The sequence below is a fragment of the Joostella atrarenae genome, from assembly GCF_021764745.1.
In the GTDB taxonomy this organism is placed as follows: Bacteria; Bacteroidota; Bacteroidia; order Flavobacteriales; family Flavobacteriaceae; genus Galbibacter; species Galbibacter atrarenae.
The window spans coordinates 189,248-214,880 of sequence record NZ_JAETXX010000002.1 but is presented as its reverse complement, the minus strand read 5'-3'; the positions used below and the strand labels follow the sequence as shown (position 1 = coordinate 214,880).

Sequence of the window (25,633 nt, the reverse complement as noted above, 5' to 3'; positions counted from 1 at the left end):
AGTCTTTTTTTCAAATGCTTTACAACTTCTAGACAAACGCACTCACGTTTATTTCTCCTTCAAATATAGCAATTCAATTAAGAAACTTTTTACAGGAATCCGTAATCAGAAAAAAAGAGAAGAGACTAAAGAGTGAAGATAAAAGAAATGCCTTCTGCAAATTTGCAGATTCGCGACTTTGCAGTTTTACAACTTTACAATACTAAATATTAACTTTAAAAAAACTGGACTAGTGCTTTTCATAGGAGCCATTGTTATGCCTAATTATTTGAGCATTAATCTTTTTAAATCATTTTTTGTAAAATATCTGTTCTCAACATAATTCATTTCACAATAATTAAGTGCCTTTTTCCCTTTCGAGAGTTCTATACCATTTTCAATACTCGTTTTTGAAATAAAATAGTTTATTGCTAATTTATTTACATGGTTAATTTCAAGGATTTTGTCAAGTTTTGTAATTGCTTCTTTAGGTCGATTTAAAACTTGTACTTCGTTGTAAATAATAGATTGTAGGAAATTGGAAATTTCTTTATCTCTTTCCTCTATTGCTTTTTCATAATATTGCGAAGCTTTTTCAGGGTCAATGTCTGTTAAAATACTTCCTAAAATCAAGTTTGAGTATAGTTGATTGTTCACATTCTCGCTAACATTCCATTGTTGAAAAAGTTCAAAGTTTTTCGTATTAAAAACAATCGTTTGGATTATATCTTCATCTTCTATGGACATTTCATAATTTCCATATCGCTTTGAGTTCTCTAAAAAAATACTTTTTGCTTGTTTGAAACTCTTTGTGCTTTTTAAATCTGTTTCAAAAGTTTCAAAATTCTTGAAGTCATTAAAAATAAACTGCAAAGCATCAAACATTGATTGACCGACAAGGCTATTATGTTCGGCTGAAAATAATTTGTGCTTAAAGTTAATCTTGGTGTTTGGGTAAGCTTTGTAAAGACTATCTATAACCTTTCCAGCCTTTAGTCTGTGCCAAAAGTCATATTTTCCGCTCGCAATAAATAAGTCAATTTGTTTACCTGAATAATGCTCGAAGAAACTTTGGTATTTGTCCTTACTTTTGTGAAACCAACTTTGGTCCATATAAGGAAACAATGCATTAATCTCTTCGCTAATATTTACAAAAGCATTAAATGGATTGTTATCAGCAAACATTAAATAATGGTTATATTCAGAACCATTTGAATGTCCAATAATTGCTTTATAATCACTTGTTGAGTATGTTTTATCTATAAAAGGAATTAACTCGTTAAAAATAAAATTTTGAAACTTTTCGTTGTATAGTGTTACTTTATTCAGACCAAAATCTGCATTTCTGTCAGACTGATAAATACCAACCATAATGGTTTCTGGAAAATTTTTAAATTTTGATTGCTGTCTAATTGTTTGTTGAGCAATTTCGAAATTATTTAAGTTTTGTGCGTCAGTAATATATATAACAGGATAATTAGTGCTTTTAGAATAATTTTCGGGTAATGCAATGTAAATTTTTCGGTCAGCATTTAGTATTTCTGAATACAAACTTTGAATTAAAAAAGTGTTAAAAGTCGAATAGCTATCAATTTTATCACTCCATCCTTGAATTTTATAACTTTTGGCTTTATTTGGTCTTTCAGATAAGATGAAGTTAGGTTGCCCATAAAGCTTTTTAATAATAGCTTCACTGTTCCAGTTACCACGTGTAAATTTAAACTCTGCTGGGAAAGTTAAATTCAAGGATATTTCTCTTTCATAGTCAGATGTCTTGTTCATTTTGACTTTTTCCGGTTGCCAATTTCCAAGACTTTCTTGATTTCCGACAATAAAAACTTCGTCTGTTTTATTAGGAACAGAAACTCTTATTGTACTCAACTCTTGTCCAGATGAAATCATAGAGGAGATAAGTAAAATAGTAGTTAGAATTTTTGTCATGTAGCGGTTTGTTTTAATTCTGACTAACGCAAAATTTTATTTTGGAAATCAGTAGTTTATAAATATTCAAGTTTATCATATCTTGTTAAATTTAGAAACTATTTACGAGGATCCATAATCAGAAAAAAGATTAAAGAACAAAGTGTTTACTAACGTTTTGTGTATGGTGCATATCTGGCAAAGTACACCCTAAACACCGAGCTATAATAGCTTTTTTAAAGTATCCCATTGGAGTTAGATTATGCACTATTTTAAATTCTTAGAATCTTGTTTAGCAAACTCGATCTTAAAAAAATCTATTTTTACTTACTCCACATGGATATTCACTCGCTGATTTCACACTTTTTTTTAAGTGCCTTACGATTTTTTCGGATATGCCAACCTCAAACTTTCAAAATGTAATCCTAAACAACCAAATTGATATTCATCTTCTTCTCTTTAACCTTTTATCTCGACATTATTTATAGAGTTTTTTTCTTTTTGACGGATTGGATATTTCTCGTAAACCTGCTCTCTAATTTAACTTCCTTGATGGGAATAGCTCCAACCGCATTTGCTTTTTCAATGCGAATAGATAAGTCTTCCTTTTCTAAAATCTCTCGAATCTCGGTAAAATCATCGCACCAAATCTCTTCTTGATGTTTGTCCAATCTATGACTTCTCTCTTGAGATCGATTTTCGTCAGCTACTACTCGTGCCTGAATTCTCGACAAGTTCTTTGGACTCATAAACTCCACTCCATACAAAGAGTTTTTAGCTTTTTTTACTACCAATCGACCGTTGTCTACCCAAGCAGTTTCCATGTTATCGTTAACTTCGTATCCTACTTTAGTTAATGCTTTCTCAATCGCTGCTCGACGAGTTTCTACAATGATAGTCTCTGAGATTTCTTCGTACAATTGTTTAGCTCTTTGAGTTACTCTATGAATCTTTTTAGTGTTATTAGTGGTTATTAACGATTCCCATTTTATGATTATTGTTAATTCTTGATTTAATCCTTTTAGCAGCTGTAAGGCTTCCCTTAATTCTTGTTTGGCAGTTCTTAGTTCCAATTGTTCTTTGTGGAAAGTTGCAGCTTCTAGAATTAAAGAGTCTAGCTGTATTATGTAGTGTATATCACTTTGATTTAGTTGATTCACTTTGTGTATAAACTCTTGGATCTTATCTTCAGAAACATCGTCTATATATAAATCTCTTAAGGTTTGTTCAAACTTCTGCTGTCGGTTTAATTCTTTGGGAATATCTTTACTCCAAACTTCCACTAACAATAAAGAATCCCCAGCTGATAGCCGTTTTTGAATTTCCTTTTGCTCTGTAGTCAAACTTCCTTGTAGATTCAAATCTGCCTTCAACAGATCGTACATAGCATCTACTTGCTCCCCAAAATGCGATATACTCTTTTTGGTTAGCAACTTGGGCTCTTCAATGGCTTCAAATGAAACATTTCTTTCTTGCATTAGTTTTTGCAACTCATGAAGTGTACTTTTTAGTTTTCGATAATGATCCCATGTAGAGGTTTTCTCTTTGGTAACTTTCTTTACCAATTTGGCTTTTTCAGCTTTCAAATACTTAATTTGATTTGGAACTTCACGTTCAATCTTTTCGTATTCGTCTGCCGAAATTGCTTGGTAATGTGACAAGGTTCCTTCTAAACCACGCATCAGTTCGTCATTAAGTACATCACTTTTCTTGGCATACTCCTTCAGATTTTCAATGTTATGTTGCAATCTAGTCAACCATCGGGCTTTGATTATTTCTCGCTCTTCTGGCGTTACAATCCGTACTACTTTGGGTCCACTCATATGTTGGTATTTATGGCATGTTCTATTGCTTTTTTCAATCGATCTTGTTCTGTTTTGCTATCTTTCAACCATCGATAGGACGTGGTTCTATAAATTGTTGGGATAGTTTTCTTTAAAACTTGTAATCGCCACAATTCGCGATATCGTGCTTTTTTTAACAAGACATTCTTCGGTGAATCGCATTCAATTCCCAAAACAAATCGACCGTTGTTTTCGATGGCTAAATCCAAATAAAACACATTATAATCGTTGTTTTCCACGACCTCGTATCCTAAACTTTCAATATAGGATTTCACAGTATTCTTGAATCCATCGTTTTTTAATTGAATGTCTTCTATTGAATTATTTGCTGAGAACCTTTTCACTTTGTTTGTGGCGATGTCAATCTGACCGTTGGAATGAATCTCCGAAAAGTTCAGATATGACTGAATGAAATCTCTAGGTTTAGAAGGCGGTCGACCTGTGGATAAAACATCAGAAATATCTTTAATAGGCATCGAGGTAGCAATAACTACTTTGTAGCGCGCACGTGTGATAGCAACATTCAAACGTCGTTCTCCACCTCGATGACCTAAGGCTCCAAAATTTCTACGAAATACCCCATGCGGATTTAACCCGAAAGTAGTGCTAAACAAAATCATATCACGTTCGTCTCCTTGTACATTCTCTACATTTTTCACAAAGAATCCCATATCTTCTCCTTCTTGTTGCTTGTTTCGTTCTTTATTCAACACTTTTCGAAAAACTTCATCATTCAGTTCACGTTCTTGAATTTTGTCTTCAATGAGTTCTGCCTGCTTCTTATTGAAAGTCACAATTCCCGCACTAAATCGCTCTGATTCAGGAAGCTGCCAGTGCTCTGAAATATAATCTATCAAAGCATCTGCCTCTGCATCGTTGGTTTGCTCATCGTAAACTCCATTAATACGCAAAACTTCCAGTGGTTTTTTGCTGATAATTACATTCTTCGGATGAAAAGCAGGAACATGTAATTGCCCTCCATAAAAAGCATGGTTAGAGAACTTAATCAAAGATTGGAATTGAGATCGATAGTGAATCTCTAAGGTCGTTACTGGCAATACTGATTTTGCCAAGGTTAGTAAATCAGGACAGTCTTTGACTTCTTTGCGATTCCAAGCGTCTTGATAACGTGCCAGTTCTGCTTCGGAATGATCTTCACTCAAACTCAATTCTTGCTCATCTTCATCATCGTCCAATTTTTGTGCAAAAAATCCAGTCGGTGGCATTTGCTTTTCGTCTCCGCTTATAATCACTCTTTTGGCTCGATAGAGTGCAGGAATTGAGTGATCGATAAGCATTTGCGAAGCTTCATCAAAAATTACCACATCAAATAATCCTGATTGTAATGGAATAGCTTGGGAGACAACTTCTGGGCTCATCAACCAAACAGGGCGTAAATCCATTAACCCTATATCAGTTCCTAATCTGATGAATTCTCGTAATTTTTTGTAGTTCTTTCCTCGTAATCGCGTGATATTATTCCATTCGGATTTCGATCCTAACTTGTTCACGTCAATACTCAAATTGAGTAATTGTCGGTTGAGATCACGTATTCTTACGAGTAAATTTTCCAAAGATTCAATATTGAGTTGAATTTCGCGTTCACTCATCAACAAGGATGGTGATTCTTTTTCGATTCGTTGTTTCCATCCGAACAATCCCTCTCTTCGGATTGTTGTTTGAATCACACTACTCCATTCATCAGAGGGAAAGTTAGCAATTTTATCTTCATACTCTCTAAGCAAACTGAACAATCTCAGTAAGCTACTATGATCATTTCCAGTACCCAAACGCATTCTGAATTTTTGATAAGGAATGTAGTGTTCCATATCCAATAGCATTTGTTGCAACATGGAAATATTGGTGCCATTCTTTCTAATTTCAGCTGCAAACTCTTCAGTAATTTTAGGCTCTAACCATTCACTTAAAGAAGTTAATTTTTCTTGGGATGATTGTTTGGATTTATAACGTTCGTGGGCATCTTTTAGGTTGGTCACAAATTCTTGATATTCTGAAACGATGCCTGTTTTCAATACCTTTCTCGCTTCATTTTTTAATGGACAACTCTTAATGCGATCTACCCATTGAATAGCTTCTTGTAATTCATTGTTTTTGCTTCCAATTTTCACTCGCAAAAATTTGACTCCAGCAATTTTCTCTTTAACAACTTTGAGCTTGTCTAATCGTCTAAAAAATTGACTTCGATAACTGCGAAATGACTGCTCTTGTCCTATAACTACAGTTAACTCATGAACCGATGTTGAGTTGGGTTTTAAATGTTGTGGTTTCAGTATTTTCTTAAGTCGATCTTTGTAAACGAAACCAAAAGGATTCAAAAATTTAAAAAAGGACTTGCTCAAGAAATAATCACAGCTGCTTTTGAGTTTCTCTAACTCTTTATCACTTAACTTTTGTAAGCTTTCTGAAAAATGTTCGTATTGTGAACTCGCTATCAACTCTTCTACTTGTCTAGAGATTTTATCGAGTTCTTTAGAAATATCTTGAGCGATGGAAGTATTATTGTATTCATCGTATAACAAGTCAAACCATTGCTGAATATTGAACACATCACTTTCCGAAATGCATTCTATTTTTTGTCCATGTTGATCTAGCCAATCCCCATAATATTGAGCTTCTAGTCCATCAAATATATTGGAAGTTTGTTCCAAACAAGCGACTCGTTTTTCTTCTACTTGATGAAACTTTTCCAAATCTGCCTGAACAGCATTTCTCGTGGATTCGTCAAATTGAGTAAGTTTGAAATTAACCAAAGAGCTCCTTTCATACGCTGAAGGCATCCAATAATGGATCAAGCCTTTGATTTGTTCTTCAAGTCGATTGAGATCATCGGCAGTTTTGAATTCTAGGAATCCGCGAGCTTCTGGAACATCGATGTAAACTTTGGATTGCAATTCAATCAACTCAGAAAGAATGTTTCTATAGGTTGTCCCAGATACGTCGTCCATACTATGAATCTCTTCAGGTAAAACATTCAATTCCGATTCAATTCGATCGATTTGCTTAGCAACACTGTTACGTTGAATCTCAATTTCTGTAAGTAAACTATTGTGTTGTAATTTCTCCAAGAAATTCGGAATCTGCTCTCTCACACTCTGAATCGTAGCTTGTCGGTCTCGACTAATATCTGTAATCGTGATTACCCGTTGTTCCAACCCGATAGCTTCCAACCTCTTTAGAATTACCTGAATGGCAGCTCGTTTTTGTGACACTACCAAGACCTTTTCTTGCCGCCCGATACTATCAGCTATGATGTTAACAATTGTCTGACTTTTACCTGTTCCTGGTGGACCTTCAATGACGATTCCAGGATTTAATCGACTTTGTAATACTGCTTTTTCTTGAGATGGATCGACCGCAACGACTGTATATCGATTGCTTTCCTTAACCTTCTCTTCAAACTTGATAGTTTCAGGCTCGTTAATCTTTAACATAGATTCCATTGCGGTATTGGAATGCGGTAATTTTTGCAACATTCGCATGTTCTCACTAATGGCTTGTCCTGTGAAGTTGGCATTGAAAAAGACTGCGGAGCAATAGAGCTCTTGCCCAGACTCTTTTCGCATGTAGGAAACCGAAGGATGAGTTGTCAATTCGATGCTTTTAGGTGTGATAAATGATCCCAATACATCAATTACTTCTTGAATAGTCAAACTTTGTCTAGCTAGAATTTCAATGCAAAGTTTCTTGATTCTTTCGAAACCATCGCTATCTAAAACACTAGACAATGCTGGATTAATTCTTACTTCACCATTGTGTTTGTCAAATGCAATATTCAATCGTGGTGCACCACGATTATTCAAAACAAGGTTTACAGGCCACAATAAAATCGGTAAGATTCGCGGTCGATGTTTTAATCTTCCTTGACTAACTAAGAACGGGAAGCCCATGTACAAGGAATCCAACCCAGTATCGCGTTTGAAATTGTCAGCTTTCAAAAGCATTCTTCGGGTACGTCGTTCTAACAAGTTATTCTCACTAAAGGCAATTGGATCTACCGTTTCGGTGCTAGATGAACGATTGATAATTCGCAGTAAAATCTTTTCTGACGGCTTGAATGATGTTCCAAATTCAGCTATATCAATTCGTGCAGAATGTGTAGAAATGGTCAGTCTTACTAAAGGTCCACGGGAAGAAGCATGGATGATTTTCTTCTCATAAAACTGTAACAAACTTGATGCATATTCATGCTTCGGTGGTGTAATCCATTTTTCTTTGGGCAACGACAAACATAAAATAGATTGGATGAGTGGTAATCGTTTTTCGATTCGAAATTGTTCTGCCCAGCGATTCAATGCTTCGTTCTTACTTCTAGAAAATCCTTCCAAATGTTGGATGAGTAACTCATAAATTTCCACTCTCGACTTGACTAAAAATTCTCTGCAAAAATCATTGCTTACTTCGACTTGGTTCCTTTTCGCAAGTTCTAGTGTATCTTTCACCAATTGTTCTAATGCGTCAAATTGATTCCGTTCGGCACTAATAATAAGAATTAAGTCTTCTTCACTAAGCCTGAGGTCGCCCATTAGATTGGACAAACTCATATTGTTTGCATCAGGATAAAGTTGACGCAATAAATCCATTTCAGATTTCAATCTCACTCGTGAAGTACTCAAGGCATTAAGTGTAAATCGATCTTGATTCAAATTTATTTCTAGATTCTTTGCTTTTCTGGCGATATTTAGTTTTCTGGATTTTAGACTCACCAGCCATTTTTCACGATCTATGTCTTCTAAATATGATGGAATCTTTCCTTCAATCAATTGTGTTGCCATTTCTGGATTGCTTAACAACCAAGCGGGAATGATAATTTGACCTCGCCAAGTAAGTGGTAAGGATTTGTTCAAATGCATCAGGGTTAATGAAAATCGCCACTCCAAATCGATACCTTCCATAGTTCGAAGATTTCTGATAGTAGAAGTTAATTTTTTATCTTGTATTGTTTCATCAATCCAACTAGACAACTCACCAGAAGTGAATACTGACAATCCGTTCTCCCAATTGGATTCTTCAGCAGCGGATAAAGCAAAATAACTTGGATTGACATGAATCTCCTTGCCAAGTTTGATACTTTTTTCAGTTTTCTGAGTAACTGGCCTTTCGAATTCTTCAGGTGGAGCGACATATTCTCTGTTCAGCCATTTTTCGACTTGTTGCCAATTCCATCGTTTAAGTGGATCTCTGCACAACAACCCTTTTAATAATAATAAAAATCGCTCGTTGATATCTGTTGGTAATTGTACACCTCGAGTTACCAAATGAATCAAAAAGGCTTTGTCGTTAATGTTTTGAAAAAAGCTTCCTTTGGTAACTTGCTCTAAAACTACCATTCCCAAACTCCACCAATCTGAAGCAGGGCTTATGCCTCCTATGATAGCTTCGGGAGCTGTGTATCGTGTGAGTTCTAACGGTGTATCTGTATCTAAGTCATAGTCGGACAAACGTGCAGAGCTAAAATCTATGATCACGAGATCAAAACTGTCTTTGTCGCGAATCAAAATATTATTTGGACTTAAATCTCGATGGCGGATTCCTGAGTCAGAAAAATCTCGTAAAGCTCGTCCAATCTCATCGACTAATTTTTCAATCCTCGCTTCTTCTAAATAGGCTGTTTTTTCGATAGAACTTCCTGTGATTAGTTCCGTAACTTCGAAAAAACGATCTTCCCAAATACCTATTTGAATCAACTCCGCTACATGATCTGTATCTGATTTTTGCAACACACTGTATATGGCTTTGTCAGGTTCACAATCTTTATGGTAGAGTGTCATGAAGTAAATTTTTCCTTGATTGTTTTTGACTAAAAAACACTCTTTGATAGCGCTGGAATTTTGAATGTTTTCCACCAACGTGTAAGCCTCAATTTTCCGAATTATATCTTTCTCAACTGCATTAGGCGTATCCTCAATATCGGCTCCACATTCCATGCACATAAAATCACCTGAACCAATTTCATGACCATTTTCACAGTACTGTTGAACTGATTCATCTTCTACTTTAATTTCAATAGTACCACCAATGGGAGTTTGCTTGACATTCATCAACAACCAATCACAAGAACTCTCCTTTACTGTGTTCTTACAATACATTTCGCGGACGGGTCGTTGACTCCCACAGGATGGACAAACTCTTATATACTTCATGACTTTTTACGCTTTATGACTCCTTGTGTGTGTTGTAGATGAACATTATTATTTTTGGCAGTTTCCGCAATTTCAAACATTCCATTTCTAGGAATTCCCGCCATCCAAACTGAATCACTTTCAAACTGTACATCTAATTTTTTCTCAGGTGATTTTTCTAAGTAGCTTTCAAAATCACATTTTCCCAATTTAGTAAGTAAATGAATTTGTTGATTATCGCTTCCCATCAAAATTTTGGTTTGTGACTGCTGATAATCATAAGGTTCTGAAATTAATACATCAATCCAACCATCTCTAATTTCTTTTTTCGCTTTCAACTTTGTAAAAGAATATCCACTGTACATCAAAATCGATTTTTGATATGTTCTTAAAAATTTTAACAATTCAAACAATGCTTCTTCTTGATCGAAAGGTTCTCCTCCTGAAATAGTGATTCCATCGCTCTCAGGCAACCATCGCCTCAACAATACTTTCACCTCATCTAAGGAAACAGAATTTATTCCAAATTGCCACGTATCCACAGAAATGCAACCTTCACAATGAATGGAACATCCTTGGAGCCAAATTCCAATTCGTTTTCCAGGACCAAGAGTTGTAACTGGAAAATGCAATCTAGAAATTCCTATTTTCATGGAGTTAAGTACATTGGAGTTTAATATGAGTGGATCGATTTTCGTTGAAAATTTCAATTGCTTCCACTACATCTCCTTTGGATGGGTTCAATGAAAACAAAGCCCTTGAAATGGGTGTAATAAAATGATATTCGATCATATTACGAACACCACGTCCTCCATTGGTTAAATCGGAAATGGATAATTGTTTTAATTGATTTCTTACATTGAAATCTAACTTTATAGTGATCTCCAATTGTTCTTGAATGTCGTTAATATGATTGTCGATCATCATATCGAAAATGAGTTCACCAACGTCTTTTCGTATATAGTCAAATACGATAATGTTTTCTCCAATTCTATTTAATAACTCGGGGCGATTCAAGTCAAATTTGAAATAGCGATCGATTTCTTCCTTCACCTTTTCTTCAACTACTTCGTAAGGGTTTTCGTAGCGAACATTTGGAACGCGTTCCCCTGTTACTGACTGTTTATATATTCCTAAGTTAGATGTGAACACGATTAAAGTTTCTGAAAAATAGACTTTATCTCCACGTCCGCTTGTGAGAACTCCATCATCTAAAATTTGCAAAAATTTATCTAAGATTCGCGGATGTGCTTTTTCAATTTCATCAAATAAGACTACACTAAATGGCTTCTCTCTAACAGCGTTAGTCAACTCCCCTCCCACATCATATCCTACGTAACCAGGAGGTGCTCCAATCAATCGTTGTGAAGCATGTTCGGCACTAAACTCAGACATGTCAAATCTAATATAAGAACTTTCATCTCCAAAGAGCAAACTAGTCATGGCTTTTGCTAACTCCGTTTTTCCAACTCCAGTTGGTCCTGCCAAGAAAACTACACCTCTAGGACGATTGTTTCTTTTGGAAGAACCAACTCCTGTGATAGCACGTTTTACAATGTCCATCAAATGCTGTACGGAATGATCCTGACCTTTTACACGAGTTCGGATGTAGGCTTCACCTTCTTCAATTTTCTTTCTGTCAACTTTCATCCAAGGATCTTCTGTTACTCCCAACTTGTAACGTCTCACTGCATCCGCAATGTGATTAATGGAAATTCCCTCAGATCTAGCCAATTCCAAAATCGCTACCAAATCGAGTAATAACAATCCTTCAGTTTCTTCCACAAAATCATCGATGACTTTTTCAGCTTTTTCTGGGTGGGGATAGAAAAACCCTTGTACCAACGGAGTTAACAATCGTCTACGTGCAATATGATCAGGTTTACCAATGGGGATATGACGGATCTTGGGGTTATTGATGATCATCCAATCTGGCAAATCACCTTCCTTGTCTACTACCCAAATTATGCTGCTATAGAAAGGTTTTGTTGGTGATCCAAACGGTCTCGTTTCTGCCTTCTGGGATAAAACGTGTGCTTGAGTAAAAGTATCATGTTCTGCCTTGAGCAAATTTTCAGGATTTATTAAAAACTGAGAGGCAAAATCAATAATAAGTGCAATCGGCTTCTTACCATAATCGACAATGTTTCGTAAAACAGTATCAAAAGTTGTCAAATTGCTATATACTCCATCATCTCTCTTCAAAGGAATCTGCAACTCTTTGAACATTGCTTCTTTTTCTTTAACTTCTCCTTCGAAAAAAGGAATCTCAAATCCTTGTAGTGGATTGTAATAAACTACCTGACTATATCCGTAATTCTTTAATTCTACATCAATCACATTTTCAAGTTTATGCCACCCAAAACCTTTAGAATCATTTGAAGTTAGTTGTAGATCCTTTGTGTTTCCAGAGAGGACAAACTGACTTTTTAAAGGAAGAAATCTCCGAAAATCTCTCAACCACCTTTCCTTAGTATCTTTCATTATTATATATTCAAACTAAAATTCAACACTTTTATCTCATTTGCGAACTCTTCAAACTTTATTTTAACGGAGTTCCATACAATTATAAATCATTCTTAGTTTTAGCTTCTACGATCTCTTTTTCTTTAATGGAAGTATCAACCATTCCACCATCCTTCGAAAGCTCTTGTCCATTTAAACTCTTTCAAGTCATTTTCTTCCTCTCAACAAACTAAAAGAATGTTAATAAAAGCAATATGATATTATATCTCATTTTCATTTTTAATTATTGCTGACTAAGAGTATAACCGCAGGCACGGAGTGAATTTACGATATTTTTCTAAACATAAACAAAATAAAGAGTAATTGAGGTTATGAACTGTTGTTCCATGTATTTTTAAAAATTTCGCATTGGTAAATTTTTCAAGAAATTTAAATTAAAGTTCTAGGTTTTTCACTTCAAAATTGATGCTATTCCATCAAGATTTAAATTTCAATAAGTTTGTTCAAAAATTTACTCTGTCTATACTAAATGATAGAGTTTTAAGTAGTGTAAGGCAATTCCGATTTTTCAGTTTTAGAATTTCATTCTTAAATTTGCAAAACGTAGTACTCTCACTCACTTCCCCTTCAAATATAGCAATTCAATTAAGAAACTGTTTACGAGGATCCATAATCAGTAAAAAAGAGAAAAGATTAAAGAGTATAGAAAAAAGAAATGCCTTATTCAATTTGCTGATTAGTTCATTCATGAATTTAAAAATCTAGACGATAGAATAATAAGTTAGTACTTTATAAAGAGTACGTTGTTAGAACAGTTTTTATTTTACCACAATATTTTCAGCAAGTTCAATTACTTTTTTAATTGTGTCATTCAGTTCCTTTTTTCGCCAATTTATGTATAAATCTATTTTTTCTTCTAATTCTATAAACTCAACATTTTCTACTTGTGCCGATTTAAACGACAATGGTAAAATAGAGATTCCAAGTCCTTTTGAAACGAGGTTTATTATCATTCCTCCAAAATCCGATTCAATTATAGTCTTAGGTTCTATTCCTTTTTTTGAAAACCACGATCTTAATAATGAGGCAAAAAAGGTTGTTTGATGCAAACCCGAAATAATGAACTTTTCATTCTCTAATCCAGTAATCTCTTTCTTGATTAACCTATGGTTTTTAGGAACGACCAAACATATTGGTTCAGAATAAAGTTTTTGAGTGTCAATATTTGCATTATTAATTTCATCTCTACTAAATGCTATATCGGTTTTAAAGTCCAATAAAAGCTTTTCATGATTTTCGTCTGTTGGTTCTGTTAATTCTGTTTTTAAATCAGGCATATTATTGCTTAAAACCTCCAAGAATTTTGGCAAAAACTCATAAGCGATAGAACCTGGATAAGTTATTGAAATAGTTCCTACTTTTCCATCTTCAATTTTTTTTGCCTGCCTTATTATTTGTTCAAACTCCTTGATTTTCTCTGTCCAATGCTCTTGAAGAAATTTACCTGCGTTGGTAAGCTTGACATTTCTTTTGTCCCTTTGAAAAAGTTGTATTTGTAATTCATCTTCCAATGCTTGGATTTGTCTGCTCAATGAGGACTGCGATATAAAAACCTTCTCTGCCGTATTCCAAAAATGAAGTTCTTTAGCAAGTTCTAAAAAGTATTTAATTTGTTGTATCGTCATGAGTAATGCGTTTTTTGCATTAATTAATCAAAAATATGTATTTTAAAATTGAATCCCAAGTAGTTTATTTGTTGAAAGTTTTAGCTTAATTTAAAAAAAAGGAAATGATGGGAATCGAAAATATATTTGCTTTTATGATAACGGCGTTAATTTTATAATGACGCCAGGAATCGACACAATATTTGTTCTGAACAAGTCTATAGCTCAAGGTCGGAAGTCAGGTGTTTATGCCACTTTAGGCGTAAATACAGGGGTTTTAACACATACTCTATTTGCTGCGTTGGGATTGTCTGTCATTATTGCTAATTCAGTATACGCATTTACAATAATAAAATATATAGGCGCTCTCTATTTAATTTATTTAGGGTTTTTGAAGTTTAAAAACAAGAAGACTTTTTTGCCAACAGATGATGGGAAACAAATTCTAGAAAAGGGGAAAAATGATTTTTGGTCTGGATTTTTGACTAATACATTAAATCCAAAAGTTGCATTATTCTTCTTGGCATTTTTTCCTCAATTCATCAACCCTACTCAAATGGAAAACCCTGTTCCATTTATTATACTAGGTCTTACTTATGCGATAATTGGAATTGTTTGGTTTTTAATTTTAACCATTTTTGCAAGTGCTTTTTCTAAAAAACTTAAGAACAATCCAAGTGCTGGACTTTGGTTAAATAAATTAAGTGGATTAGTATTTATTCTGATGGGAATAAAAATTGCATTAACTAAAAATTAATTACAATTCCCAAACAAACGCAATTACGCTCATTTCTCAGCCAAATATAACAATTCAATTAAGAAAATATTTACGGGAAACCGTAATCAGAAAAAAAAAGAAAAGATTAAAGAGTATAGAAAAAGAAATGCCTTCTGCCAATTTGCAGATTCGCGACTTTGCAATTTTACAACTTTACAATACTAAATATTAACTTTGAAAAACTGTACTAGTGCTTTTCATAGGAGCCATTGTTAGCAACAGTTATTTTATCCGCAAAAATGTTATTTCTGTCGTTTCCAATAATCCGTTGTCTTTCGCTAAACGTGATTCAATTTGTATTTTATTTTTCTTAATCGGTTTAATTTTCATCATTATTATTCCATCTTGAAAAATTGAAATTATAGATGTTTTTTTATCAAATTCCCATCTGTATTTTTTAAAATCGTAACCTGTTGCATAATTATTCACTCTAAAGCGATAATTCATTTTACGTCCACGCTTAAAATCCAATTCAACAAAATATCCGTGTCCAAAATACTTTAATTCATATTCCTTGTATTCGATATATTCTTCGTCTCCTGCTTTATTCGAATATTTGATAAACTTTAGAGTATCATTTTTCGTAAATGCTCCATCTAAATTATTCACAAACCAATTCGTTTTTACAAAATCAGATTTGGAAAATTCTTGCCCATATCCTGATACAGAAAAAATGACAGTTATTAAAATTGTTATCGGTTTCACTTTAATTGTTGCTTACTATCAAACAAACGCACTCACGTTTATTTCTCCTCCAAATATAACAATTCAATTAATAAACTATTTACGGGAATCCGTAATCAGAAAAAAGAGTGAAGATAAAAGAAATACCTTCTGCTAATTTGCAGATTCGCGACTTTGCAGTTTTACAACTTTACAATGCTAAATATTAACTTTGAAAAACTGGACTAGTGCTTTTCATTAGATACATTGTTACCAGTAATGTTTTTCGCTAAAAATGTTTTATCTAACCCTTTTACTATTTCAATTGCTTTTTACCACGGTACTTTGTTGTGAGCTGGCTTTCTACGCTGTAAATTTCTTTATACATTCTAACCAACTCTTGAGTTCATCATATCCGCCACGTTCTTTAATTCTATCAATTGTCATTTTTTCAACCGCTCCATTATTCAGATGCTTTTTAACTTTTGATATTTTTTTCTTTTGTTTTTCCGCTGTCTTAATTGGGTCAGGATTTATTTCATCCCAATCAGTACCGTTTGTTGCTTGATGTACTGCCATTGCTACTTTTAAGGGTACATCTTCTACATCAGTTATTACGTCAAGATTGATATTTATATGCAAATCTGAATAACATTCATTAATAGCTTCGTGATGTAGATAGTTTTCAAATTCCGTTTTTACTGTGTTAAATCCAATTTTTGAATCATTTCCTTCTGCATTCATTGCTTTGACACTTTGTACATAGTCAGGAATATCAGAATCATAAATATGAACCTGCGATTGAAGAAGTCCATCCAAATATTTTTTCTCAATATAAAATTTTAATTGAGAGCCACCAGTTGGTATGAACGCTACAGTTTCGTTATTCTCTAAATTTATAATTGAATCATCATCTTGGTTAAGAAGTTTACTAATGTTTATCAGACCGTTAATATCATTTTCTCCTTCTACAAATATTAAAACCTTTACTTTATTTTTTGGGTCAGGTAAAGCACCTAACGTTTCAATTATTTTATCAATAATCTCTATATTATCCGTTCCATCAGCATTTAAACCACTTTCGACATTAATTCTGTCAACGTTCCAATGAACATATCTCAATGATTTTTTTGGTACTTCTTTCGCTAAATTGGAATTATGTGTTGTAAAAAATACTTGTGCATTATCTGTTTCAGCTAATTCTTTTAGAGCATTAACAATCATTAACTGAAAATCTGGATGCTGGGATGTTTCAGGCTCTTCTAAAGCATAGATTATATTTGGTGCATTTGCAGTTCTTCTATTTTCAACTTGTGCTCTAAAGAAACTTAATAATACTAAACGACGCATTCCACTTCCTCTCTTGTTGAGTGGAATTCCTCTGTCATCTTCTAAAGTTAGTTTGAATATCGAGTTCCAAGTAGGCTCCTTTGGGAAATTAGACCTCAATGTTTCTGCAAGTTCAGAGTCTAATTCATTTAATTTGCTAATCGTGTCATCGGCGAGATTTGTAGATGCAGTTTGTACTGCTTCTTTTAATTGTTCTAATAAAGGTGTTATGTGGTCTCTTTTCAAAACTTCCTTAATGATTTCCTTCATTGGGTCTTGAATATCCGAATCTTGGTCTGTTAATGGTTTGTCAACAAAAAATAATGAATATATAGGCAAATACTTTTTTAGATTTGTCCATATTTTTTTCTTATTATCCTCATTGTCAAGTTTTCCATCGATTTTTATTTCCGTTCTACTTGTTGTTATATTTCCATCGGGATAAAAGTGGTTTCTAATAGCATTTCTTAATTCTCTACTTTTTGTTCTATTAACTCCTTCTTGGTCTATGCCTAATTCTTCGAATTGAAGTTTTAAAGTAGTTCTTTTTTTAGATAGTAAATCTCCTAAATTTTCGTTATCTGGATATTGCGAAATAATAACGGATTCTTCTGAAACACTACCTGCTCCTGAAACTGAAAAAGTTTTTTTGATTTCAAGTTTCCCATCTTCATTTAATAAAAATTCATCGCTCAAACTCGTTTCTATTGTGTCATCAAGTATTAGTTGTTCGGGCAAATCATCAAATAAGCAAGTGATTTCTATTTTAGAATTGTCATTGTCAACACATAAATCATTCTTGTCTGGTTTACCGTTGAAAAAAATGTCCAAAGCTTCTAAAATTGAAGATTTACCAACATCGTTTTTTCCTATTATTACATTTAAATCTGAAATGTCAATGTTAGTTTCGCGAGAATAACTACGAAAATTTTTAAGTTTTAATTGGTTTAATTTCATTCAGATTGGTTTTTTTAGCTTGCTCACAACGGTTTCGGCTATGAATAGTTGCGTGGGTTAGCACTTAACTTAGCAAGTACAAGCCAAACTGAAAATCCGCGAGGATTTTCAGAAGTAGGCGAAAACAAGCAATTAATTATAGCCATTGTAGGCAATAGATTCTTAATTATAAATTTCCTTCTTTTCGTATTTTTTGAGGCTTTCAATGAAATCATCTGCTTTCATTTCCCCTTTTAATATTTTGTTCATACTCTCGTGTGATTCTTTGTCAAATTTTCTAGAATTAAAAGGTGATTGATTTGCTGTTACTAGAAAATTATAGTCGCTCAAAAATCTAACTCTTAATTCAGAGCCAAAAGTGTCTACAACTTTACCTTTTATAACTTTTGAGGCGTCATCATATTCTTCCCTTGTCAGTTTTATTTTATTATTAAAAATCGCATATTCCTCTGAAGAATATCCAAAAGTATCAATATGTCTTTTTATATCTTCTTTGGTTATTTTAGAAACACCTGTTTGTTTTTCGCCCGAAGTTTCTATGTAGATAAACGATTTATAATATGAATCACTTATAAAAACTCCGATTCTTTTTATTTTAAATTCCCTAATTCCTATCAATAATTTTGTCCTAGATAACTTTTTAAATTTGTCAATATACATTGAGCTACCTGCTCTGAACCACCAAATTGGTGTAGATGTTGCTCCTTCTCCAATCGGCTCATATTTTAATGGTGGTTCAAAGAATTTTTCTAACCTCATTATTGCTTCTTTGGATTCATACCATTTGAACCCTCGTTGCCCAGTAAAAGCACCTGCAAGTTTCTCAGAAAAAATTGCGGTTGATTTCATTCCTGTTCTTGGAAGTTCAGGTTCTTCATCTAGAATATCACTTTCCGGTTTTTCGAGTGATTTTTTTATTTTTTTATAAATTAAAATCGCGTAACTAAATAGAAATACGGCTAGAACTGTTATTATCAGCCAGAGCAAGAATGTGTTAATTTTTGAGCTAGACTTAAAGTAAGCTAATACACTTTCAAATATTTCTTTGAAAGGAATTCCCTCATAAATACTTTTGAGCCAAATGAAAATTGTTGTTAAAAGCGAACCTCCAATTCCAATAATGGCAACAGCAAATACTTTACTCCAAACTGGGTCTTTCCAATACTTTTCTTTAAATTTCTCTATGTTCATCTATATTACTTACAACTCCCAAACAAACGCACTCACGTTTATTTCTCTTTCAAATATAACAATTCAATTAAGAAAATATTTACGGGAAACCGTAATTAGAAAAAAAGAGTAAAGATAAAAGAGTACAGAATAGAGAAATGTCTTCTGCAAATTTGCAGATTAGCGAATTGGCAGATTCGCAGTTTTACAGTTTCGCAGATTCGCGAATTGGCAGTTTCACAAATTCGCAACTTAGCAACTTACCAATAAACCTCCATTTAGGTCAAAAGGTGTCCCGTTTAGGTCTTTTAATGATGTTTTTCGGTCATTTAAATAAAACTTTAAACGCATCGATTAAAACTTTAGGTAAACTCCCTAAAATTTTAGCTTAAAAGGTTAATTTTTTTAGCCTCCAGACCTAAAGTTTTAGGGTCGGAGCTTAAACACATCTATTTTTTACTCATAAATATCATTAAAACACCCAAGTGGAACTTTAAGCAACCCAAAACTTTAATAAATGTAGTTCAACCTTTAACTAAAGTGCTTAAAACTTTAGGTTCGGCACCTAAAGTTTTAGGTGGTCGAGCTAAAAGTTACGCCTTAGGAGCTAAAAACATCTTTAAAAGACCTAAACACTGTAGTAACGCTCCTAAACTCTTTATGATACTAATGATGCTTATCATTAAAAAACCTAAAAGCATGGTCTCCAGACCTAAAAGTTTAAGGTAACAAGCTAAATACTGCTACTTGGTAACTAAAAGCATTAGTAATAACCCTAAATACATCAGCAGAAAAGCTAAAGTTTTAATGAATACTGCTAAACTGTTCTGTAAAACACCTAAAATTTTAACTGAAAAATCTAAACGTTTTGGAATTACACCGCAATGGAGAGACTCCCATTTATAGGGTATAGAATATATAGCAACGGTTGGAGTAAAATAGCGCTACAGTGGTTGTGAGAGTAGTACAGATAAGTATTTAATACAGATTTGCAGATTCGTGCATTTGCAAATCTGTATTAAAACTTAAAAATAATATTTAAGAAGTATGATGCTCTATCTTTTTGTATGACTTAATAATTTCTTTTACCAATCTATGTCGGATTACATCTTTATCATCTAAATGTAAAATACCAATTCCTTGTACATCTTTAAGTACCAAAATGGCTTCTTTAAGACCAGAAGTTATTCTACGTGGTAAATCTATTTGCCCAGGATCTCCGGTAATTATAAACTTAGCACTTTTCCCCATTCTGGTAAGGAACATTTTCATTTGCGCATGACTCGTATTTTGTGCTTCATCTAAAATAACGAATGCATTATCTAGTGTTCTTCCACGCATAAAGGCCATCGGTGCAATTTGGATTACTCCTGTTTCTATGTAATTGGCCAATTTTTCTGCGGGAATCATATCTCGTAGTGCATCATAAAGCGGCTGCATATACGGATCTAATTTTTCTTTTAAATCTCCTGGTAAAAAACCTAGGTTCTCCCCTGCTTCTACCGCTGGTCTTGTTAAAATAATCCTTCTTACTTGCTTTTCTTTTAATGCTTTTACAGCCAACGCAACTCCTGTATATGTTTTTCCTGTTCCTGCTGGACCGATGGCAAAAACCATATCGTTTTTACGCATCAGCTCTACGAGTCGCTGTTGGTTTGCAGTCTGTGCCTTTATTAAACGCCCATTTACACCGTGTAAAAGTACTTCGCCATTAATTTTGGCATCCATTTCATCTTGACCGTTATCGCTGGTAAGAATACGCTCTATAGTATTTTCATCGAGCTTGTTGTATTTCCCAAAATGGGTAACCAACATATCCAATCGCTTGTCAAACTCTTCCAACATCTCTTCATCGCCATAGGCTTTTATCTTATTTCCGCGGGCTACAAGCTTCAGCTTCGGGAAATATTTTTTTAATAAATCTATGTTCGTATTACTAGGTCCAAAAAAGTCTTTTGGATTGATTTCTGTAAGTTCTATGATCAGTTCGTTCAAATGTTTAATTTTAAGTGATTATTCATCTAAAAGTATTCGCATTAAAAAGTACATATAAAAATGGAAAATCTATTACTTTTTAGTAGGTTTGTGTTAAACATTTATCCAAACCTAAGTTTGTTACCATTTCTAACAAACTTAAACAAAAAAACACTTTCTTAAATTAAAAAAACATCAACATTTCTATAAAATGGCTATAATTACTTTGACTACAGATTTTGGAGAGCGGGATCACTTTGTAGGGGCCATAAAAGGATATATCCTTAGCGAAATAGAAAGTGCTACTATTGTTGACATCTCACACCTTGTAAATCCTTTTAATATTGTTGAAGCGGCATATATTTTAAAAAATGCTTACAAAACTTTTCCTGAAGGAAGCATCCATATTATTGGGGTAGATTCTGAGCTTACGCCTAAAAATAAACATGTGGCTGTTAAAATAGACGGTCATTATTTTATTGGTGCCGATAACGGAATTCTTTCTTTTCTTGCTAAAGAAATTAATCCTGAGAAAATGGTGGAGATTAATATCCATGACCATATTGAGAGTGTTTTCCCTGTGATGGATGTTTTTGTAAAAGTAGCGGGACATATTTCTCGTGGAGGAACATTGGAGGTTATTGGGAAGCCTATTTCTGAACTGAAAATGTTAAAAGGTTTATCTCCAATTATTAACAATGAGGAGAATCAAATTACCGGAACCGTTATATATATTGATAATTATGGCAATGTAATTACTAATATCCCTAAGCAATTATTTGATCGTTATAAAAGAGGTCGCGAGTTCGAATTATGGGCTCGCAATCATAAATTTACTAAGATCAATAAAAAATATAGCGATATTATTAACTTCACTGCACCAGAGATTCTTAATAAAGATGGAGAGAAACTAGCTATTTTTAACTCCTCTTCTCTTATAGAACTCGCAATTTACAGAAGTAATTTAGATACTGTTGGCGGTGCCTCTACCCTATTAGGATTAAGTTATAGAGATACTATTACAGTGAATTTTTTATAAATGAATACGTTATTGAACCTAAAGAATGCTAAATAATTATAATATTTATATTTCTTGATTCAACAACTTTTAAAATTTAAACAACTTAAGTGACTGCAATAATAAAAAGAGAAATCAGTAGTTTTTTTTCCACCCCGATAGCCTATTTAGTTATCGGTTTGTTTTTAGTCCTTAACGGACTATTCCTTTGGGTTTTTGATGGTGATTTTAATATCTTAGAAAGTGGATTTGCAGATCTTAATCCGTTTTTTGAATTGGCACCATGGATCCTACTTTTCTTGATTCCTGCTGTGACCATGAAAAGCTTTTCAGAAGAAAAAAAGACAGGTACTTTAGAGCTCCTCCTCACCAGACCAATTAGCAAATCTAAAATTGTATTGGGGAAATTCTTTGGTGCTTTTATATTAGTAGTTATAGCGCTTATCCCCACTTTATTATATGTAGTTACCATATGGCAACTTGCCAATCCCATTGGAAATATCGACCTCGGAAGCATTATAGGTTCTTACTTCGGACTCCTATTTTTAATTGCTGCATACACATCGATAGGGGTTTTTACTTCTTCTATTACCGACAATCAGATTATTGCTTTTATAGGAGCTGTGCTTATTTGTTTTATTGTTTATTATGGGTTTTCGGGGTTTTCAGACATGGCAAATCTCTCTTTTTTAGAAAACTTCAGCTTAAAACATCATTTTGATAGTATTAGCCGTGGGGTAATAGACCTTAGAGATATTATCTATTTTATAAGTATTTCTACATTTTTTCTAGTAGTAACCATTTTTAAATTGAAGTAACTGTTTTGAAATCTCCCAAAAATAACGCTACAAAAATAGTTGTATTGATTCTAATTCTTATTGGAATTAACTTGATAGCTTCACAGCTTTATGTAAGGTTTGATCTTACAAAAAATAAACGCTATACCCTTTCTGATCCTTCTAAAGCTACCGTTAGCAATGCTACACAACCTATTATTATTGATGTTTTACTTTCTGGAAACCTCCCTACAGAATTTAAAAGACTACAAACGGAAACCAAGCAACTTTTAGAAGAATTTGGTACGGTTAATAACCAGATTCGTGTAAATTATATCGATCCATTAGATAATAATAATCCTAAAGAAGAGAATATCCAAGCGTTACAAGAACTGGGCCTCACCCCTGCTTCTATTACTATTGAAGAAGGTAATAGTATGTCTCGAGAAGTGCTTTTTCCTTGGGCATTGGTTAATATGGGACAGAAAACTGTAAAAGTATCGCTCTTACAGAATAAATTGGGTGCCAATAGTGAGCAACGCGTTAATAATTCGGTACAACAATTAGAATATGCTTTTGCTGATGCCTTTAAACAGTTAACGATTACTGATAAAAAGAAAATCGCTATTCTTAAAGGAAATGGAGAAATTCAAGATAAATATCTGGTAGATTTTATAATGAATTTACGTAACTATTACCAGCTCGGAGAATTTAATATGGACTCTTTGGCTAATAATCCTGAAAAGGTATTAGAAAATTTAAATCGCTTTGATGCTACAATTATTGCTAAGCCTACAGAGCCCTTTTCTGAAACTGAAAAATATATCTTAGATCAATATATAGTAAATGGCGGAAAGACTCTTTGGATGGTAGACCAAGTGGTGGCAGATTTGGACAGCCTACAGAATGAAACATTCTCATCTTTTGCCTATCCTCAAGATTTAAATCTCGACGATATGCTTTTCCGTTATGGGGTGCGAATCAATAAAAAACTAGTTCAAGATTTAATTTCTACGCCAGTAACAGTAACCGATCAGAATGGAGAGATTCCTATCAATTGGTTTTATTCTCCTATGGTTGCTACAGGAAATAATCACCCTATTACAAAAGGCGTAAATGTTGTAAAATTAGAGTTTACAAATACTATCGATACATTGCCAAATGGAATTGATAAAACCATACTATTAAAGAGTTCGCCGCAATCTAAAGAAGTTGGAGTTCCAAAAGGATATAGTTTAGATGAATTTGATACACAGCAAGACATTGCTACTTTTAATGATGGAAATAAAACATTAGGTGTATTATTAGAAGGTAAATTTGCCTCTGCATTTAAAAATAGAGTTAAACCTTTTAAAAGCGCCAACAATAAAGAAGAAGCGCTTCAAGAAAATAAAATGATTGTTATTGCAGATGGTGATATTATAAATTACAATTATGCAAATAAGAAGCCATTAATTAACGGAATTGACAAATGGACAAAACAAGTGTATGGAAATAAAGATTTCCTTATTAATAGCGTTAATTACCTATTAGATGATGGCGGACTTATAAACATTCGATCTAAAGAGATTGCTTTATCTTTTCTGAATAAAGAAAAAGTGTATCAAGAGAAAACACTATGGAAGCTAATAAACATAGTGGTTCCCGTAATTTTAATACTTGTTTTCGGGTGGTTATATACAACTCTTAAAAGGAAAAAATACACCCTATAAATGTTAATAAGTTATTTTCATTAAAAAAATCAATTAAGATATCTTTGTAAGTGTTAGAAAACTGAGAATTCAATGAAATTTATAGTATCAAGTTCATATTTATTAAAACAACTTCAAGTCTTAGGTGGCGTTATTAATAATAGCAATACACTACCAATTCTTGATAATTTTTTATTTGAATTAAACCAAGATAAACTTACTGTATCAGCATCAGATTTGGAGACAACGATGAGTGCTGTGCTAGAAGTAGATTCAGATTCTGAAGGAAGTGTTGCGGTGCCTGCAAAATTATTGCTAGACACGTTAAAAACTTTTCCTGAGCAGCCATTAACTTTTGTAATAGAAGATAATAACACTATAGAAATAAGCTCTAATCATGGTAAATATGCGTTAGCATATGCTGATGGAGCGGAATTTCCTAATTCTGTAGAATTGGCAGATGCAAGTTCTACAACTATTCTTGGAGATATTTTAGCAACAGCTATTAGTAAAACAATCTTTGCTTCTGGAAATGATGATTTACGTCCAGTAATGAGCGGAGTATTCTTTCAATTCTCTCCTGAGAATTTAACTTTTGTTGCTACAGATGCTCATAAATTAGTAAAATACCAACGTCATGATGTTACGGCAAGTCAAGTTGCAGAATTCATTATGCCTAAAAAGCCTTTAACTTTACTGAAAGGAATTTTAGCTGGAAACGAAAGTGACGTTACTATAGATTATAACGAGAGTAATGCAAAATTTACTTTTGATAATATCGAATTGGTTTGTAGATTAATCGATGGGAAGTACCCTAACTATGAAGCAGTAATTCCTAAAGAGAATCCAAACAAACTTACAATAGACCGTTCTCAATTTTTTGGTTCTGTAAGAAGGGTTTCTATATTTTCGAATAAAACAACACATCAAATACGTTTAAAAATTGCAGGTGCTGAGCTGAATATTTCTGCGGAAGATGTTGATTATAGCAATAAAGCAGAAGAACGTCTTACTTGTGATTATCAAGGAGATGATATGGAAATTGGATTCAATTCTAGATTCCTAAACGAAATGCTTAACAATTTAACTTCAGATAATGTATCTTTGGAAATGAGCTTGCCAAATAGAGCAGGGATTTTAACTCCTATTGATGGTTTAGATGAAGGAGAACATGTTACAATGCTTGTTATGCCAGTAATGCTTAACAACTAAAAGAAGATAGCAAGAGCTAATGATTTTATATAATTAAACCCCGTCTAAATTG

Annotated in this window: 15 protein-coding genes; 5 read left to right on the top strand and 10 right to left on the bottom strand. The window is 33.4% G+C overall.

What is annotated here, in order from left to right; genetic code table 11:
* Window positions 1-264: 264 nt before the first annotated feature.
* From JM658_RS05550 to JM658_RS05525, 6 genes are all read right to left on the bottom strand, one after another.
* Window positions 265-1,920, bottom strand: a complete 1,656-nt coding sequence (locus JM658_RS05550) for an alpha/beta hydrolase-fold protein (protein WP_236958251.1) — start codon at window positions 1,918-1,920, stop codon at window positions 265-267.
* A gap of 461 nt (window positions 1,921-2,381) precedes the next feature.
* Window positions 2,382-3,722, bottom strand: a complete 1,341-nt coding sequence (locus JM658_RS05545; protein ID WP_236958250.1) for a hypothetical protein — start codon at window positions 3,720-3,722, stop codon at window positions 2,382-2,384.
* The gene (locus JM658_RS05540; RefSeq protein ID WP_236958249.1) at window positions 3,719-9,802 is read right to left on the bottom strand and encodes a protein kinase domain-containing protein; all 6,084 of its coding nucleotides are present in this window, start codon (window positions 9,800-9,802) and stop codon (window positions 3,719-3,721) included. The genes JM658_RS05545 and JM658_RS05540 overlap by 4 nt, the downstream gene beginning before the upstream one ends.
* A 98-nt stretch (window positions 9,803-9,900) precedes the next feature.
* Window positions 9,901-10,536 (bottom strand): 4Fe-4S single cluster domain-containing protein, encoded by a 636-nt coding sequence (locus tag JM658_RS05535; RefSeq protein ID WP_236958248.1) that lies wholly within the window; start codon window positions 10,534-10,536, stop codon window positions 9,901-9,903.
* A gap of 4 nt (window positions 10,537-10,540) precedes the next feature.
* A complete protein-coding gene (locus JM658_RS05530) occupies window positions 10,541-12,367 on the bottom strand; it encodes an AAA family ATPase (RefSeq protein ID WP_236958247.1) in 1,827 nt (608 codons plus the stop codon).
* An 800-nt stretch (window positions 12,368-13,167) separates the two neighbouring features.
* Complete coding sequence (locus JM658_RS05525; protein ID WP_236958246.1) at window positions 13,168-14,034, bottom strand: LysR family transcriptional regulator; 867 nt, start codon at window positions 14,032-14,034, stop codon at window positions 13,168-13,170.
* A 157-nt stretch (window positions 14,035-14,191) separates the two neighbouring features.
* On the opposite strand from JM658_RS05525, the gene JM658_RS05520 reads away from it, so the two are divergent.
* Window positions 14,192-14,770, top strand: a complete 579-nt coding sequence (locus JM658_RS05520) for a LysE family translocator (RefSeq protein WP_236958245.1) — start codon at window positions 14,192-14,194, stop codon at window positions 14,768-14,770.
* A gap of 243 nt (window positions 14,771-15,013) precedes the next feature.
* On the opposite strand, the gene JM658_RS05515 is transcribed toward JM658_RS05520, so the two are convergent.
* The 4 genes from JM658_RS05515 to JM658_RS05500 form a co-directional block, all read right to left on the bottom strand.
* Window positions 15,014-15,496 (bottom strand): hypothetical protein, encoded by a 483-nt coding sequence (locus tag JM658_RS05515; RefSeq protein WP_236958244.1) that lies wholly within the window; start codon window positions 15,494-15,496, stop codon window positions 15,014-15,016.
* 321 nt (window positions 15,497-15,817) lie between these two features.
* Window positions 15,818-17,740 carry an ATP-binding protein gene (locus JM658_RS05510; RefSeq protein ID WP_236958243.1) on the bottom strand — a complete coding sequence of 641 codons (1,923 nt, stop codon included), beginning with the start codon at window positions 17,738-17,740 and terminating at the stop codon, window positions 15,818-15,820.
* A gap of 162 nt (window positions 17,741-17,902) precedes the next feature.
* A complete protein-coding gene (locus JM658_RS05505; protein WP_236958242.1) occupies window positions 17,903-18,931 on the bottom strand; it encodes a hypothetical protein in 1,029 nt (342 codons plus the stop codon).
* A 1,017-nt stretch (window positions 18,932-19,948) separates the two neighbouring features.
* Window positions 19,949-20,905 (bottom strand): PhoH family protein, encoded by a 957-nt coding sequence (locus JM658_RS05500; RefSeq protein WP_236958241.1) that lies wholly within the window; start codon window positions 20,903-20,905, stop codon window positions 19,949-19,951.
* 190 nt (window positions 20,906-21,095) lie between these two features.
* On the opposite strand from JM658_RS05500, the gene JM658_RS05495 reads away from it, so the two are divergent.
* The 4 genes from JM658_RS05495 to dnaN all read left to right on the top strand — a co-directional run bounded on the left by JM658_RS05495 (window position 21,096) and on the right by dnaN (window position 25,581).
* Window positions 21,096-21,923, top strand: coding sequence for an SAM hydrolase/SAM-dependent halogenase family protein (locus JM658_RS05495; RefSeq protein ID WP_236958240.1), 828 nt, complete (start codon window positions 21,096-21,098; stop codon window positions 21,921-21,923).
* Between the two features lie 89 nt (window positions 21,924-22,012).
* The gene (gldF, locus tag JM658_RS05490) at window positions 22,013-22,720 is read left to right on the top strand and encodes a gliding motility-associated ABC transporter permease subunit GldF (RefSeq protein ID WP_236958239.1); all 708 of its coding nucleotides are present in this window, start codon (window positions 22,013-22,015) and stop codon (window positions 22,718-22,720) included.
* 5 nt (window positions 22,721-22,725) lie between these two features.
* Window positions 22,726-24,390 (top strand): gliding motility-associated ABC transporter substrate-binding protein GldG, encoded by a 1,665-nt coding sequence (gene gldG / locus JM658_RS05485; RefSeq protein WP_236958238.1) that lies wholly within the window; start codon window positions 22,726-22,728, stop codon window positions 24,388-24,390.
* A gap of 72 nt (window positions 24,391-24,462) precedes the next feature.
* Window positions 24,463-25,581 (top strand): DNA polymerase III subunit beta, encoded by a 1,119-nt coding sequence (dnaN, locus tag JM658_RS05480; RefSeq protein ID WP_236958237.1) that lies wholly within the window; start codon window positions 24,463-24,465, stop codon window positions 25,579-25,581.
* Window positions 25,582-25,633: the final 52 nt, after the last annotated feature.